Raw genomic sequence first — 15,414 nt, 5'->3', positions numbered from 1 at the left:
TCAGGCGGCGACTCCCGACAGGTCGAGGAGCCGAACCAGTTCGGGAAGAACGGTGCCCAGTGGAGCGTCGACGGTCAACGCCGCGTAACCGTCGCCGCGCGTCGGGCCCTGATTGACGATCGCCACGGGGATGCCGAGCTTGGCGGCGCGGAGCACGAATCGGCGCCCGGACATGACGGTCAACGACGATCCGAGTACGAGCAGCAGGCGCGCGCTCTCCACGAGGGCGAAGCACTCCTGGACGCGTCCGGCCGGCACGGTCTCCCCGAAGAAGACCACGTCGGGCTTGAGCATGCCGCCGCCGCAGGTCTGGCAGTCGACGATCCGGAACCGGTCGACGTCGGAGTCGGAGAGGTCGACGTCGCCGTCTGGGTTGATGGCGGTGACGGCTGCGTCGAAGTCCGGGTTGGCCTGCCGGAGGCGGCGGTCGAGTTCGTCGCGGGAGAGCAGATCACCGCAGTTCAGGCATACCACTCGGTCCAGGCTGCCATGCAGTTCGATGACGTCCCGAGCGCCGGCGGCCTGGTGCAGGCCGTCCACGTTCTGGGTCACCACTCCGGATAACAGGCCCCGCTGCTGAAGGTGCGCGACGGCGCGGTGGCCGGCGTTCGGGTGCGCGCGGGCGATGGTGCGCCAGCCGAGGTGGCTGCGGGCCCAGTACCGTTGGCGCGCAGCGGCGTCGCCGGTGAAGGTCTGGTAGGTCATCGGAGTACTTCGGCGCATCGCTCCGCTCGGGCCCCGGTAGTCCGGGATCCCCGACTCGGTCGACAACCCGGCCCCGCTCAGTACGACCGCGTCGCCGGCTGCCACCAGCCCCGCAAGTTCGCCGACAGTTCCCGCCACTCCGGTCACCCCGCCACTCCGATCACCATTCCATGCTGCCCTATTCCCGACAGCACCGGCGACGTGCGGTTCTTCACGTGGCATGACGCCGTCAGCGGAGTTGGTATCCGGCCAGCTGCCCCAGACGCAGGTTGGCGTAGCGGCGCAACTCCGGCGGCTCCTCGACCGAGGACACCTTCACCGGGGACCGTCCTTGGCCGGGGCCGCCATGGCCGCCGTGCTGTTACGGGCCGCGGCGTCGGGCTGCGTCGGCAGCCGGGGGACGGTCGGCGTGGACGCCCCGGCGGGGTCGGCGGTGTCGTAGGCGATGAAGTACGCCGGCCGCCGCTGCAGCGCCGAGTGGATCCGCCCGACGTACTCGCCGAGCAGGCCGAGGCAGACCAATTGGACTCCGCCGGTGAAGAGGACAACCAGGAACAGCGATGTCCAGCCGGGCACGGTGAACCCGAGGAGATGCCGGGCGACGCTGAAGCACGCCAGTGCCAGGCACCCGGCGAAGGTGAGCATCCCCAGCCAGGTCGCCAGGCGCAGGGGGGACGCGGAAAAGTTGGTCACGCTGTCGAGCGCGAGCCGGATCATCTTCGAGAGCGGATACTTGGTGCGCCCGGCCGCCCGCTGCTCGCGGGCGTAGGTCACCTCGCCGCTGGGGAAGCCCATCCAGGGCACCAGCAGCCGGTACACCGGCTGATGCTCGGGCAGGGTCTTGAGTACGTCGACGGTGGCGCGGCTGAGGAGGCGGAAGTCGCCGGCGTTGGGGCTGACCGCTCTGCCGGCGCAGCGCCGCATGACGGTGTAGTACAGGCCTGCGGTGATGCGCTTGAAGAACGTGTCGGTGCTGCGGTCGGTCCGCACGCCGTAGACGATGTCCAGGTTGCGGGCGCGGGCCAGGGTGAGCATCTCAAGGATCTTCTCGGGCGGGTCCTGCAGGTCGGCGTCGATGCTCACGACGTAGGCGCCACGAGCCGAGTGCAGTCCGGCGGTGAGCGCGGCCTGGTGGCCCGAGTTGCGCCGGAGTCGGATGACGCGCACCTGTGGCCAGACCCGGCGTAGGCCGAGGAGGAGTTGTGGGGTCGCGTCCACGCTGCCGTCGTCGACGGTCAGTACCTCGTAGCTGTCACCCAGCGTGTCCAGTACCGGCCGCAGTCGCTCGATGAAGAGAGGGATGACCTCTTCCTCGTTGTACATGGGTACGACTACGGACAGCAGCGGTGAGTCGGCAGCGCTCATTCGACCCTGGTTCTCCTAGCGTCGGTTCCACACCCACCGGCGACAGTGCAATGAGATCGAACTATCGACAGGTGACGCTAACAGGCACAGGAACAGCTGTGAGGACCGCTGAAAGTATGAACCTCCATCGCCATGATGGCCGAGGCGCTACTGAGTCGAGTGGGCGTCAGGACAGGCGGCGGTCGGGGACCCGCACCATCTCCACCACGATCTCGTCGCCGGCGGGCGTGACCCGCACCGAGCACGGTGAGGTCATCTCGGCCGGATCCAACCCGATTTCTCTGCTGTCAACGGGAGCCATGCGTCTCTGATCGGACGCCCCAGCCGGAACTTGAGAGATCCGGCGTGGCCGGACGGGTCTGCAGCCCCGTCCGCCGCACGGCGCCGTATCGGTCGCTGCGCTATCTCAGCCGCTGGGTGATCGCCTGCACCTCCAGGCTGTCAGCGGACTTACCGGCCAGGCATGCCCGCCCGAAGTCCGCTGCGATGTCCAGGTGGCGCTGCTGGAACGCCTTTTTGTCGGCGTCGCTGAGCGAGCGCCACCACCGGTCGCCTTTCTCGTATGCCTCGCGGCCCCACCGCTCGGTCACTTCCTCCTCGTACCGGGTGTGGTCAAACCCGTCGAATACTTCCGCTGCCATGAGTTGTTCACCTCCTTCCGTCTTGCGTAGCGTCGTCTTCACCGACTCGATCTGGCGCCCGATACGCGCGCGCTCCTGCTCCAACAGCTCCAGGTGGGTGCGCAGCGCGGTGGCGGTGTCCCGTTGGCCGGCGAGCACCTGGGCGATGGCCGGTAGGCCGAGGCCGAGCTCGCGCAGCAGCAGGATCCGCTGCAGCCGAACCAGGCACTCCTGGTCGTAGTAGCGGTAGCCGTTGGCGCCGACCCGGCTGGGCTCGAGCAGTCCGACCTGGCCGTAGTGGCGCAGGGTACGGCTCGTGGTGCCGGTCAGGCGTGCGATGTCCTGGATCGACCATTCCATCGCCCTTCAGCCTCCAGATCTTGTCGGTGATCCCACGCTAAATCTTGACGTAGCGTCAAGGTCAAGCCGCGTGGAACCGACCGTATTAGGGTCGTCAGCGACGGGCGACCCCGGATCGGGAGGCAGTGATGGCGGAGCCGGTCACCACGGAGGCATGGCGGGACGCCCGCGCCGCCGCCCGCTCGGCGGGGGTGGACATCGGCGTGCTGACCGGCGCCGACGTAGCGATCGCGCAGTGCCTCATCGAGCGCGTGTGGGGCCCGCGCGAGGTGCCGCAGCGCAACCTGCTGCGGGCGGTCGCCCACGCCGGGAACACGCTGCTGCTGGCGAGGCGAGACAGTCAGCCGATCGGGTTCGTCCTCGGCTTCCTGGGCTGGGCCGGCGGGCTTCACCTGCACTCCCACATGGCCGCCGTGATCCCGGGTGACCAGTCCCGGGGTGTCGGCTACGCCCTCAAGCTCTGGCAACGCGCCCTGTGTCTGCAGGCGGGCGTCGACGAGATGCGCTGGACCTATGACCCGCTCATCGCCCGCAACGCCCACTTCAACCTGGTCAAGCTCGGCGCGGACGTGGTGGCGTACCGGCCCGACTTCTACGGGGCGATGGACGACGCCGTGAACGCAGGCGACCACAGCGACCGTTTCGAGGTGTCGTGGCGCCTGCGGCGGCCGGTGGGGCCCGCCGCCGGGCGGCGCGGGCGAGCGGGCCGGGTGGTGGCGGTGTTGGAGATCCCGAAGGACTACGAAGCGCTGCGGCGTTTCGACCCCGGCCAGGCCAGGCAGGTCCGCCAGCGGGCCCGGGAGACGATCGAGCGCGCCTTCGCGGCAGGCTGCGGTGTCGAATGGTCTCAGGACCACTATGAGTTCATCCGATATGAGTTCATCCGATCAAAAGAGCGTAGTAACGCGGCGCGCAGTGACGGGGGACCGGAATGAGGAGAGACCGACTTCGCGAGGACGACATGGTCGGCGTCCTCGAGGACCTGGTGATGACCGAGACCCCGAGCAACGACGGCACGTTGATCAAGGCTGGGATCGGCATGACCGCGGCCCTCGTACGCCGGTTACTGGGCGAGACGGCGGAGACCGTCGAGGTCGACGGCCGGCCGCATCTGCGGCTGCGGGGCGGCTCCGCCAACCCGGTGCTCGTACTCTGCCACCTCGACACGGTGTGGCCGGCCGGCACCACCCGTCGATGGCCGTTCCACGTGGCCGACGGCCGGGCCTCCGGTCCGGGCGTGTTCGACATGAAGGCCGGGCTCGTGCAGGCCCTGTACGCGCTGCGCTCGGTGGGCTGCGCCGACCGGGTCACGCTCCTCATCACCTCCGACGAGGAGATCGGTTCGCCGTCGTCGCGCGCCCTGATCGAGGAGGAGGCGCGCGGCTGCCGGGCGGCGCTCGTCTTCGAGCCCAGCGCGAACGGCGCCCTCAAGACGGCGCGGAAGGGTACGTCGATGTACCGCCTGCTCGTCGAGGGGAGGGCGGCGCACGCCGGCCTGGAGCCCCAGCGCGGCGTCAACGCGCTCGTCGAACTCGCTCACCAGGTGCAGGCGCTCGCCGCGCTCGGCGACGCGAGCGTCGGGACCAGCGTCACGCCGACGACGGCGAGCGCCGGTACGACCATGAACACCGTACCGGCGAGCGCCCTGGTGGACGTCGATGTGCGGGCGTGGACCGCCGAGGAGCAGTCCCGCGTACACGAGGCGCTGTCGCGGTTGCGGCCCGTCCTGCCGGGCGCGGCGCTGCACCTGACCGGCGGGGTGAACCGCCCGCCGCTGGAGTCGGAGCAGTCGGCGACCCTGGCCGACCTCGCCGACCGCTGCGCGCAGCGGCTCGGCCTCCCCCCGCTGGGGCGGGCCGAGGTGGGCGGCGCGTCGGACGGAAACTTCACCGCCGCGCTGGGCGTCCCCACCCTCGACGGGCTCGGCGCCGTCGGCGGCAACGCGCACGCGGAGGGCGAGTACGTGGACACCAGGCTCCTGGGCGAGCGGGCCGAACTGATCTGTGCGGTGCTGGAGGAGCTGACAGCCGACGACTGGGGAGCGGAATGAAGCTCGAAGCGGTGGAGCTACGCCGGATCGACATTCCGCTCGTGCGGCCGTTCCGTACGTCGTTCGGCGAGCAGATCACCCGCGACGTCCTGCTCGTCCAGGCCAGCACGGACGAAGGTACGGGCTGGGGTGAGTGCGTCGCACTCGCCGACCCCGTCTACAGCAGCGAGTACGTCGCCGGGGCCGAGGCGGTCATCGCCGACCACCTGCTGCCGCGGCTGTTCACGCAGCAGGATCTCACCGCTCGGTCGGTCGGGCCGGCGCTGCGCGGCGTGCTCGGGCACCGGATGGCCAAGGCGGCCCTGGAGATGGCCGTCCTCGACGCTGAGCTGCGCTCGTACGGCATCTCACTGGGCCGCTACCTGGGCGCGGAGCGAGCCCGCGTCGAGTGTGGCGTCTCGGTGGGCATCGCCCCGACGATCGACGCGCTGCTCGACGAGGTGGGCGGGTACGTCGCGCAGGGCTACCGCCGCATCAAGCTGAAGATCCAGCCGGGTTGGGACCTCGAACCGGTCCGCGCGGTCCGGGACGCGTTCGGGGTCGACCTGCCGCTGCAGGTCGACGCGAACACCGCGTACGACGCCGCGACCGCGCCCCGGCTGCACGCGCTCGACGAGTACGGGCTGCTGCTCATCGAGCAGCCGTTCGCCGAGGAGGATCTGCACCAGCACGCGCTGCTCGCCCGCCGGCTGGTCACGCCGGTGTGCCTGGACGAGTCGGTGGTGTCGGCGGCCGTGGCGGCGGACGCGATCAACCGGGGCGCGTGCGGCGTCGTCAACATCAAGCCCGGTCGGGTCGGTGGCTACCTGGAGGCGGTACGCGTCCACGACGTGTGCGCCGCGCTCGGCGTACCGGTCTGGTGCGGTGGCATGTTGGAGACCGGCATCGGCCGGGCGGCGAACGTGGCCCTGGCCGCGTTGCCGAACTTCCGGCTTCCCGGGGACACGTCGGCGTCGGACCGGTACTACGCGCAAGACATCACCGAGCCGTTTGTCCTGGTCGATGGCCAACTCGCCGTGCCCACTGGGCCGGGGATCGGGGTCGAACCGCGCCTGGACGTCCTGGAGTCGATGACGACCCGCGTGCGCACGGTCCGACCCTGACGGGGATCAGGCCGGGGCGCCGACCTCCCTGGCCCCGACCCGCAGCCAGGACACCGCCCGGTCCACGATCGGCTCGGGTACCTCGTGGCCGCCCTCGAACTCCTCGTAGGCGACCGGGTAACCCATGGCTTCCAGCCGGGGCACCAGGCGCCGGCTGCAGGCGTCGACGGGTAGGACCCGGTCGGCGGTTCCGTGCGACACGAACACGCGCGGCTCGCCGTGCAGCACGAGCGGCGCAGCGAAGCCGGGGGAGAACGCGACCACCGAGCTGAACAGGTCGCCGTTGGTCAGCCCGATGGACAGGGCGTACGACGCGCCGTCGGAGAAGCCGCCGACGATGACGTCGTCGACCGCGTACGAGTCGAACATCTCTTCGAGCATCCGGTCGATCCGGCGCACGTCCTTGCCGAAACCGTCGACGATGACGTCCCAGGTGGCCAAGGTGGACTTGGGGGCCAGGATCAGCAGGCGGTTGTCGTCGACGGCCGGCAGCAGCAGGTCCAGGCCGTGCCGCGGCGAACCGCCGGCCCCGTGCAGCATCAGCGCCAGACGGTACGGGCGGCCGTCCACCGGTTCGGGCACGTACGCGACCCCCAACAGGTCGCCGGCCGGCCCTTCGAACGACAGCAGGCCTGTCCGGTCGGAGATGGTGACCGGTTGGATCGGGCGTGCCGAGAGGCGCCCGTGCTGGGCGTTCTCCTCGATTTCGGTGTGCGGGGGCGCCGTTTCGGTGGTCTGGGGCATGGGCGCGGGCTTACCCCGGTTTCTGTCCGCTAAGCATTCGGTAGGCTCACGGGGCTCATGACAGCTGACCCGCTCGCCGCCGCGCTGACCCGGTACCGGCCGCAGACCGATGTGGAGGCCGCTGACCTCGACCGTGTCCGCCCGCTGCTGGCGACCGGCGACCCGTGGCACCGGTCGACCCCCCTCCACGTGACCGCGTCGGCGCTGGTCGTCCACCCGCGCACCGGCCGGGTCCTGCTGCGCTGGCACGCCCGCCAGCAGGCCTGGCTACAGGTGGGTGGGCATGCCGATCCGGGTGAGACGGACCCGCTCGCCATCGCGCTGCGCGAGGGGCGGGAGGAGACCGGCCTCGACGACCTCGTGCCCTGGCCCGAGGAGCGGGTGCTGCACGTCGTCGTCGTTCCCGTCACCGCGTCCGCCAAAGAGCCGGCGCACGAGCACGTGGACGTGCGGTTCGTGCTGGCGACCGCCGACCCGGACGCGGTCCGGCCGGAGAATCCGGCGGCCGCCCTGCGCTGGCTGTCGATCGAGGAAGCGCACACGTTGACGACCGAGCCCAACCTGCGCGAGACGCTGACGCGCGTCGGTCGGTTGCTTACCGCTTCAGGTGGTCGGCGAGGCCGCTGAGCCCCTCGTCGGCGAGGAACACGCCCGACACCTCCAGGAGGAGGTTCTCGGCGTGCTGAATGCAGCCCCAGGCGGAGTCTCCCCACCCGTCGGCGACCTTCACCTCGGCCGGGTTCCCGCAGCGCCGGTCACGCCCGACGAGCTGGCAGGTGGCCGGGTGCTCGTGGCTACGACCGGCGTCGGCCGCCTCGCGTAGCTGCGCGGCGAGCTGGGCCCGCTTCTGCGAGTGCTCCTCCGGGCCTGGCAAGCTGCGCTCGGTGCGAACCGCCTGGATCGCCGACAGGCGTAGCTCGAGGTGCTCCATGACGAGGCCGGCGAGCTGTTCGAGCAGCTGCGCCTGCTCGGGCGTCACGTCGTGTGGCTGCTGGTCGATCACGTTGACCGTACCGAGCCGGTAGCCGTCGGAGGTCACGATCGGGGCCGCGGCGTAGAACCGCAGGCCCAGCTCCCCGCGTACCAGAGGGTGGTCCAGCGTACGGGCATCGACGCTCGCGTCGTTGACCACGTACAGGTCGTCGGTCAACACGGCGGAGGCGCACAGTCCGGGCTCGGTGCCGACCTGGGTCACGCCGTCGAGGCCCTCGCAGGCGGCGAACCACACGCGGTCGGCGTCGACGATGGTGACCGTCGCGATGGGAGTGCCGAAGATGGCCGCCGCCATCCGGGCTATCCGGTCGAACGTGCCGTCCCGGGGCGCGTCCAGGATCTCGTACCGCGCCACCGCGGCCAGTCGCTCGGCGCCCTGCGCCGTTGGTGTGCCCTGCTCCAGCATGATCATCTCCTGCGCCCGTGGCCACGAGGTAGCTCGAAGGCCGAAAGACCGAAGACCGAAGACCGAAAGGCCGAGTCAGGCATCATCCTGGCACATGACCCCGGGCGGAGATCAACACGGGTACGGGTGGCAGCCCCCCGTCTGGCGCTGCCACCCGTACCCTCGAACCCGTCGGCTCAACCGACCGGCGTGAGCTCCGGTCGCGGCTCGACCGGGGCGGGCGAGGCGCTCTGCGCCCCGCCGTCCGCAGGCCGGCGCAGGAGGCGGGGCGCCCACCAGTTCGCCTTGCCGAGCAGCGTCATCAGCGACGGCAGCACCACCGCGCGGATGACCGTCGCGTCGAGCAGGATCGCCGCGCCCAGCCCGACCCCGAGCTGCTTCATCTCGATCGCGCTGAGCGTGCCGAAGATGCTGAACACCGCGACCATGACCAGTGCGGCGCTGGTGACCGTACCGGCGGAGGTGGTGATGCCGTGCGCCACCGCGAACCGGGTCGGCATGCCCCGCCGCGCCGCCTCGCGGATCCGGCTGACGACGAACACGTGGTAGTCCATCGACAGGCCGAACAGCACCACGAACAGGAACAGCGGCAGCCAGGACACGATCCCGTCGATGCTGCGGAAGCCCAGCAGGCCCTCGGCCCAGGTGCCCTGGAAGACGAGCGTCACCAGTCCGTACGCCGCGCCGGCCGACAGCAGGTTCAGCCCGATGGCGGTCACCGCGATGACGATCGAGCGGAACGTGTATGCCATCACGAGGAACGTCAGCAGCAGCACGAACCCGATGACGATCGGCAGCTTCTCCTTGACGTGCTGGGCGTAGTCGACGCTCGCGGCGACGAAGCCACCCACGGCGTACTCGGCACCCGGAACCTTGCCGATCGTCGCCGGGGCGAGGTCGCGTCGGAGTAGGCCCAGCGCGCGGCCGGCTTCGGCGCTGCGTCCGGCGTACGGGGTGGCCAGTTCCACGGTGGTGATCCGGCCGTCGGTCGACGTCCGGATGTCGAGCCGGTCGTCGACGGCGAACAGCTTGTCCGCCGAGGCCCGCCGCGCCAGGTCGCCCAGGGCCGCCTTCACCTCGGCGGCTCTGTCGGCCGGTGCCTTGACCGCGATCAGGTGGGTGGTGCCGGTGCTGGGGAACGCCGCGGTGAGCCGGTCGTAGGCCTGCATGGCCGCGGTGGTGCGCGGCAGGTCCTCGTCGCCGGGGAGCTTGAGCTTCATGTTCAGCGCCGGCGCGGCCAGGGCGAGCAGGGCGACCACCGAGATCACCAGCGTTGCGAGGGGCGCGCGCAGCGCCGGGCGCAGGAGCGCGGGCCACAGCTTGGGCTCACCACCTCTTCCGGTGCTCTGGCGCGCGGTCAGCCGCCACAGCACCGGTACCCGCAGCTTGTCGACCCAAGGGCCGAGCTTGGCGAGGATCGCCGGGAGTACGGTCAGCGAGCCGATGACCGCGACCAGGACGACCAGGATCGAGCCGATCGCGAAGGAGGAGAAGATCGAGTCGCGGGCCAGGAACAGGCCGGCCATCGCGACGACAACGGCGATGCCGGAGACGACGACGGCGTGGCCGGACGTCTCGGCGGCGAGTGAGACCGCGTCGAGGTGCGACCGCCCCCTCGCCCGCTCCTCGCGCTCCCGGCGCAGGTAGAACAGGGAGTAGTCGACACCGACGGCCATACCGATGAGCAGGATGACGCTGCTGGTGCTGTCGTTGCCGGGGATGAGGTGTGAGGCCAGGTTGGACAGGCCGAGCGCGCCGGCGACCGACGACATCGCCAGGATTACCGGAACACCGGCGGCGATCAGCGCACCGAACGCGACCAGCAGGACGATCAGGGTGGCGGGCAGGCTCAGCAGTTCCGCCTTCTTGAAGTCGTTACCCAGGGTCTCTTTGAGGGCCTTGTTGATCGACGGGCCGCCGGTCTGCTCCACCCGTACATCCTGGTGGGCTTTTTGAATGTCGGCCGTGACCGCGCGCAGGGGCTGGACCCGATCGGAGGCGGTCTTGGGGTCGCCCGCCATGGTGACCACCACGAGCAGCGCCTGGCCGTCGCGGGCGGGGACGGGGCCGTCGACCTTCGCGACGTCGGCGCGGGTGCGCATCCGGGTGATGGCGTCGTCGGCGGCGGACTTCGCGGTCACCGGGTCGAGGGCGCCGGTACGCGCGGTGATGAGGATGTTCTCGGTCGCCGGGTCGTTGAAGTGCCCCTCGTCGACGAGAAGGCTGGCGCGACCGGACTCACCGACCTCGCCGTCGGCGGTGCTCTTCTGGAAGCCGGCGATGCTGCCGAGCCCATAACATAACGCGATGAACACGAGCCACAGCGAGATGGCTCGCCACGGATGGGTCGCGCTCCAGCGCGCCATTCGTACTGTCGCAGGCCTCTTGTGCACGGCGAACGTCCTTCCGGGGATCTCTCGTGAGTCACCCGGAACGCTATGGACAAGATCGCTTCCTGCCATCGGGGAGAAGCCCTGCGCGTACCCGGAGCGCGCGGACCGGGTGTCCCCGACGGTGATCAGGGAAGACCCTGACGGTGGGTGCTGGCGATGGCGGCCACGCCCCAGCGGTTGTACCTGGCCGGCGTTCGCGACGACTGGCCCGCCGAATGGAACCCGGCTCGCAGCGGGCGCGGGGGTGGCGAATGGGACCCGGCGAAGTCCGGCATCGTACGCATTTGCGCGTCGCCGTTTTGGCTCGGAGCACTAATTTCCGACTATTTGAGCAGTCGGCATAACGTGGCGTCAACCCCATCGGTAGCATGTCGGGTCTTTTGTGCTCGAACGGTGACAAGGCACATTGCCGGCTAACGCCCTGGGGTGTCGTCTGATGTGATCCGTTTCGTGCTGCACTTATGTCGATAATTCGTACGCCGACTCTGCATGCGTGCGCGCTGGAAGCAGTGCGAGCGCCTTAGCGTTCGTGTTGCCATTTGTGCAGCGGTCCTTGCTTACTCTGGAGTAGTGCGCTAACGCGCCCGGGGAGTGAATTACATATTTCGTGCTAATGCATGTGAATGCGCGGTGGCCGCTGTCCGAGATCCGAATGTCATCGATATTCGCACTGTGTTGCATTGGCGGGACCTCGGGTGATGGCACATATTGGAAGAGATAAACGCCTGCGCGCTCGTGGTTTCAGACGCCGGTCAGTCGTTGTTTTCGCGCGCCTGTCCGGTCGGGGCAGTCTGGGACTTGACATTGACCTGTATCGTTACACCGACCCAGACAGGGGGAGGGTTGTTCCGGATCCTGCTCGGACGCGAAGGACGGGTGTGGCGCGAAGCGCTCGCCGCGGTGTTGGCTGCAGAAGAAGACCTGGAGGTGGTCGCCGAACTGGCTCACACCGACGAGGTGCCGGTTGTTGCTGCCAGGAAGCGGCCGGATGTCGTCGTGCTCGATCACGCGCTACCCGGATCCCTCACCGTGCCCGATCTGTGTGAGAAGCTCGGCGCGGCCCTGCCGGGGTCGGTCGTGCTGGTCCTGATGGACCAGCGGGGTGGCGCCCTGAGCACGGCCCTGGCCAGGCTGGCTCCGCGCGTGGGCGTGCTCACGACCGATGCGACACCGTGGCAACTGGTCGAGAGCGTCCGTCAGTTGGTCCGGGGCGAGACGGTGCTCGATGCCAAGGTCGCGGTGGCGGCGCTGACCGCCCGGGACAACCCGCTGACCGACCGGGAACGTGACGTATTACGCCTGGCCGCGGATGGCGCGCCGGCCAAGGAGATCGCGACGGAGCTGTTCCTGAGCGCCGGCACGGTCCGTAACTACCTGTCGCGGGTCATCGCCAAGACCGGGGCGCGTACGAGGATCGAGGCGATCCGGATCGCCCAGGCGTCGGGTTGGATCTGACGCGCATCCACGCCGTTCGGCTCAGCTGATCGACCGCTGGGCGCACGGCGATTCATCGGCGTCCGTCAGTGATCACGGTGACCGTTAGCTTCGGCGCGGTAAGCAGGCAAACGGGACGGAAGAGAGGTGCGCCCGTGCGGATGTTCGACCGTGAGCACACCATCGCCCCCGCCGGTTACAGCCGATGGCTGATCCCGCCGGCGGCGCTGTCGGTGCACCTGTGCATCGGTCAGGCGTACGCGACCAGCGTCTACAAGAACTCGCTCCTGGCGCACTTCCACACGAGCCAGACCGCGATCGGGGTCATCTTCAGCATCGCCATCGTCATGCTCGGCCTGTCCGCGGCCGTCGGCGGCACCTGGGTCGAGGCCAACGGCCCGCGCAAGGCGATGTTCGTCTCGGCCTGCTTCTGGAGCGTGGGCTTCCTCGTCGGTGCCGCCGGCATCGCCACGAAGCAGCTATGGCTGGTCTACGTGGGGTACGGCCTCCTCGGCGGGATCGGGCTGGGCATCGGCTACATCTCCCCGGTTTCCACGCTGATCAAGTGGTTCCCCGACCGCCCCGGCCTGGCCACGGGCCTTGCCATCATGGGCTTCGGCGGCGGCGCGCTCGTCGCCAGCCCGCTGTCGCGCCAACTGCTGTCGTTCTACGACCCCGCGTACGACCCGGCCAACGCCAAGTCCGTCGCGTCCGGCGGCGCTCTGGTGGCGCTGTTCGTGACGCTGGGCATCGGCTACTTCGTCATCATGATGTTCGGCGTATTCAACGTGCGCGTGCCGGCGCCGGGCTGGCGACCCGCCGGCTTCGACCCGGCCGAGGTGGTGGCCAAGCCGCTGGTGACCACCGCCAACGTCTCGGCGTCGAACGCGCTGCGCACCCGTTCGTTCTGGCTGCTGTGGGTCGTGCTCTTCTGCAACGTGACCGCGGGAATCGGGATCCTGGAGCAGGCGAGCCCGATGATCCAGGACTTCTTCCGCTCCGGCGGCGTCTCCGGCGTCTCCGTCGCGGCCGCCGGCGGCTTCGTCGGGCTGCTGTCGCTGTTCAACATGGCCGGCCGGTTCGTATGGTCGTCCACGTCCGACTTCACCGGCCGCAAGCCGATCTACCTGCTGTACCTCGGCGGCGGGATCGTGCTGTACACGCTGCTCGCGCTCGTCGGGCATTCGGCGACCGCGCTGTTCGTCCTGCTCGCCGGCGTCATCCTGTCGTTCTACGGCGGCGGCTTCGCGACCATGCCGGCGTACCTGCGCGACCTGTTCGGCACCTACCAGGTCGGCGCGATTCACGGCCGGGTGCTGACCGCCTGGTCGGCCGCCGGGGTGGCCGGACCTCTGATCATCAACGGCTTCCTGGACGCGCAGGGCAAGCCCGGCACGCTGACCGCGTCGGCATACCAGCCCGCGCTGTTCACGATGGTGGGCATCCTGGTCGTCGGCTTCATCGCCAACCTGCTGATCCGCCCGGTTCCCGAGCGCTACCACGAGCCGGCCGCAGCCGGTGAGCCCGTCCCCGCTGCCGCTGAGGAAGGTGCGAAGTGAACCAATCGGCACGGCTCTGGCTGTCCTGGCTGCTGGTCGCGGTCCTGCTCGGGTACGGGGTCGCACAGACCGCGATCACCGCGGCCAAGCTCTTCACCGGTTGACCGTACTTGCCGGCTGACGTCCGCGGGGCCAGTGACCGGTGGACGTCGATAGCCTCGTTGATATGTGAACGGCCCCCAGACACCGACGGGTCGAGCGGGACCCGGAAGGGCGGACGCGATGACCGGTATCTCGCCTCAGACCAGCTCGCTGCGACGGGTCGTCGTCGCCAGCCTCGTAGGCACCTCGCTGGAGTGGTACGACTTCTTCCTGTACGGGTCGGCCGCGGCCCTGGTCTTCAACAAGCTGTTCTTCCCCACGTTCGACCCGATGGTCGGCACCCTGCTCGCCTTCACCACGTACGCGGTCGGGTTCGTGGCGCGCCCCGTCGGCGGGGCGATCGCGGGCCACTTCGGTGACCGGGTCGGCCGAAAGAACGTCCTCGTCGCCACCCTGCTGCTGATGGGCGTCTCGACGTTCCTGGTCGGCGTCCTCCCGACGTACGGTGCGATCGGCGTTGCCGCCCCGATCGTGCTCGTCGCGCTGCGCTTCCTCCAGGGGCTGGGCCTCGGCGGCGAGTGGGGCGGCGCGGTGCTGATGTCCCTCGAACACGGGCCGGCGGCCCGCCGCGGACTGGCCGCTAGCTGGCCGCAGGTCGGCGTGCCGATGGGCAACCTGCTCGCCGCCGCCGTCCTGTGGCTGATGAGCCGCCTGCTGCCCAATCAGGACTTCCTGGCCTGGGGGTGGCGGGTGCCGTTCCTGCTCTCCGGCGCGCTCATCGCCGTCGGGCTGTGGATCCGGCTCGGGATCTCCGAGTCGCCGCTCTTCGTCGAGGTGGAGAAGAGGGAGGCGACGGCGCGCCGGCCGATCGTCGACGTGTTCCGCGAGCATCCGCGCGAACTACTGGTCGCCATCGGCGCGCGGATCGGCACCGACGTGGCCTTCTACACGTTCTCGCTGTTCATCCTGGCGTACGTGACCGGGACGCTCGGGTTGGCGCGTACGACGGCCCTCACCGCGGTGCTCGTCGGCTCCGCCTGCCAACTCGTGCTGATCCCGCTGTTCGGCGCGCTGTCCGACCGGGTCGGCCGCAGGCCGGTGTACCTCGCCGGCGCGATCGGCGCGGGCCTGTGGGTCTTCGCGTTCTTCGCGCTGCTGGACACGAAGTCGTTCGCCGCGATCGTGCTCGCCACCGTGGTGGCCCTCGGCTTCCACGCCGCCATGTACGGGCCGCAGGCCGCGTTCGTGGCCGAACTGTTCGCCACCCGGCTGCGCTACACCGGAGCGTCGCTGGGCTACCAGATCGCCGGCGTGCTCGGCGGGGCGCTCGCCCCGATCATCTCGATCGCGCTGGTGCGCCGCTACCACTCACCGCTCGCGGTCTGCCTGTACGTCGTGGCGGCGCTCGTGCTCACGGTCGTGGCGCTCGCGTTCGCGCCGGAGACCCGCGGGGCCGAACCGGACGCCGAACCTCTCGAAAGCGCGGCCAGCCGATGATCGTCGATCTCAACAGCGACCTGGGCGAGGGCTTCGGCGCGTGGACCCGCGGCGACGACGACGCCCTGCTCGACATCGTCACCAGCGCCAACGTGGCCGGTGGCCGCCACGCCAGTGTTTCGATCAAGCCCTTCGCGGAGAGC

General features: G+C 69.8%; 15 protein-coding genes and 1 pseudogene. 9 read left to right on the top strand and 7 right to left on the bottom strand.

The features are described 5' to 3' along the window. From HC028_RS23025 to HC028_RS23015, 4 genes are all read right to left on the bottom strand, one after another. Complete coding sequence (locus HC028_RS23025) at window positions 1-843, bottom strand: NAD-dependent protein deacetylase (protein WP_239075628.1); 843 nt, start codon at window positions 841-843, stop codon at window positions 1-3. Window positions 844-1,020: 177 nt separating this feature from the next. After that, window positions 1,021-2,070: a glycosyltransferase family 2 protein gene (locus HC028_RS23020; RefSeq protein WP_168079482.1), complete on the bottom strand. Its 1,050-nt coding sequence runs from the start codon at window positions 2,068-2,070 to the stop codon at window positions 1,021-1,023. A 166-nt stretch (window positions 2,071-2,236) separates the two neighbouring features. Beyond that, window positions 2,237-2,371 carry a hypothetical protein gene (locus HC028_RS28245; RefSeq protein WP_275408269.1) on the bottom strand — a complete coding sequence of 45 codons (135 nt, stop codon included), beginning with the start codon at window positions 2,369-2,371 and terminating at the stop codon, window positions 2,237-2,239. A gap of 100 nt (window positions 2,372-2,471) precedes the next feature. Continuing rightward, the gene (locus HC028_RS23015; protein ID WP_168079481.1) at window positions 2,472-3,050 is read right to left on the bottom strand and encodes a MerR family transcriptional regulator; all 579 of its coding nucleotides are present in this window, start codon (window positions 3,048-3,050) and stop codon (window positions 2,472-2,474) included. A gap of 128 nt (window positions 3,051-3,178) precedes the next feature. Here HC028_RS23015 and HC028_RS23010 point away from each other — a divergent pair, with 128 nt between their 5' ends. From HC028_RS23010 to menC, 3 genes are read left to right on the top strand one after another with little or no spacing between them, the layout of a single operon-like run. Then, window positions 3,179-3,985, top strand: coding sequence for a GNAT family N-acetyltransferase (locus HC028_RS23010; protein WP_168079480.1), 807 nt, complete (start codon window positions 3,179-3,181; stop codon window positions 3,983-3,985). Then, on the top strand, window positions 3,982-5,100 hold the full coding sequence (locus HC028_RS23005; RefSeq protein ID WP_239075627.1) for a M20 family metallopeptidase: 1,119 nt from the start codon (window positions 3,982-3,984) through the stop codon (window positions 5,098-5,100). The genes HC028_RS23010 and HC028_RS23005 overlap by 4 nt, the downstream gene beginning before the upstream one ends. After that, a complete protein-coding gene (menC, locus tag HC028_RS23000; RefSeq protein ID WP_168079479.1) occupies window positions 5,097-6,203 on the top strand; it encodes an o-succinylbenzoate synthase in 1,107 nt (368 codons plus the stop codon). The genes HC028_RS23005 and menC overlap by 4 nt, the downstream gene beginning before the upstream one ends. Window positions 6,204-6,209: 6 nt before the next feature. On the opposite strand, the gene HC028_RS22995 is transcribed toward menC, so the two are convergent. After that, window positions 6,210-6,947, bottom strand: coding sequence for an alpha/beta hydrolase (locus HC028_RS22995; protein WP_168079478.1), 738 nt, complete (start codon window positions 6,945-6,947; stop codon window positions 6,210-6,212). A gap of 57 nt (window positions 6,948-7,004) precedes the next feature. Between HC028_RS22995 and HC028_RS22990 the strand changes: the two genes are divergently transcribed. Then, complete coding sequence (locus tag HC028_RS22990; RefSeq protein WP_168079477.1) at window positions 7,005-7,574, top strand: NUDIX hydrolase; 570 nt, start codon at window positions 7,005-7,007, stop codon at window positions 7,572-7,574. Here the strand turns inward: HC028_RS22990 and HC028_RS22985 are convergent. Next, entirely contained in the window at window positions 7,543-8,346 is an 804-nt protein-coding gene (locus HC028_RS22985; RefSeq protein WP_239075626.1) for a GAF domain-containing protein, read from the bottom strand. The genes HC028_RS22990 and HC028_RS22985 overlap by 32 nt on opposite strands. Before the next feature lie 176 nt (window positions 8,347-8,522). Then, on the bottom strand, window positions 8,523-10,739 hold the full coding sequence (locus HC028_RS22980; RefSeq protein ID WP_168079475.1) for an MMPL family transporter: 2,217 nt from the start codon (window positions 10,737-10,739) through the stop codon (window positions 8,523-8,525). A 735-nt stretch (window positions 10,740-11,474) separates the two neighbouring features. Here HC028_RS22980 and HC028_RS28575 point away from each other — a divergent pair. The 5 genes and pseudogenes from HC028_RS28575 to HC028_RS22960 all read left to right on the top strand — a co-directional run. Continuing rightward, on the top strand, window positions 11,475-12,194 hold the full coding sequence (locus HC028_RS28575; protein WP_239075625.1) for a response regulator transcription factor: 720 nt from the start codon (window positions 11,475-11,477) through the stop codon (window positions 12,192-12,194). 140 nt (window positions 12,195-12,334) lie between these two features. Beyond that, the gene (locus HC028_RS22970; protein WP_168079515.1) at window positions 12,335-13,732 is read left to right on the top strand and encodes an OFA family MFS transporter; all 1,398 of its coding nucleotides are present in this window, start codon (window positions 12,335-12,337) and stop codon (window positions 13,730-13,732) included. Beyond that, entirely contained in the window at window positions 13,729-13,836 is a 108-nt protein-coding gene (locus HC028_RS28795) for an MFS transporter small subunit (RefSeq protein ID WP_420850193.1), read from the top strand. The genes HC028_RS22970 and HC028_RS28795 overlap by 4 nt, the downstream gene beginning before the upstream one ends. 118 nt (window positions 13,837-13,954) lie before the next feature. Further along, window positions 13,955-15,271 (top strand): MFS transporter, encoded by a 1,317-nt coding sequence (locus HC028_RS22965; RefSeq protein ID WP_168079474.1) that lies wholly within the window; start codon window positions 13,955-13,957, stop codon window positions 15,269-15,271. Beyond that, window positions 15,268-15,396 (top strand): annotated as a pseudogene (locus tag HC028_RS22960) (LamB/YcsF family protein); the annotation flags it as partial. The gene HC028_RS22965 and the pseudogene HC028_RS22960, both read left to right, overlap by 4 nt. Window positions 15,397-15,414: the final 18 nt, after the last annotated feature.

This window comes from Planosporangium flavigriseum, from assembly GCF_011947225.1.
In the GTDB taxonomy this organism is placed as follows: Bacteria; Actinomycetota; Actinomycetes; order Mycobacteriales; family Micromonosporaceae; genus Planosporangium; species Planosporangium flavigriseum.
Note: the sequence above shows the minus strand (reverse complement) of the source record. Positions and strands in the feature narration are given on the sequence as shown.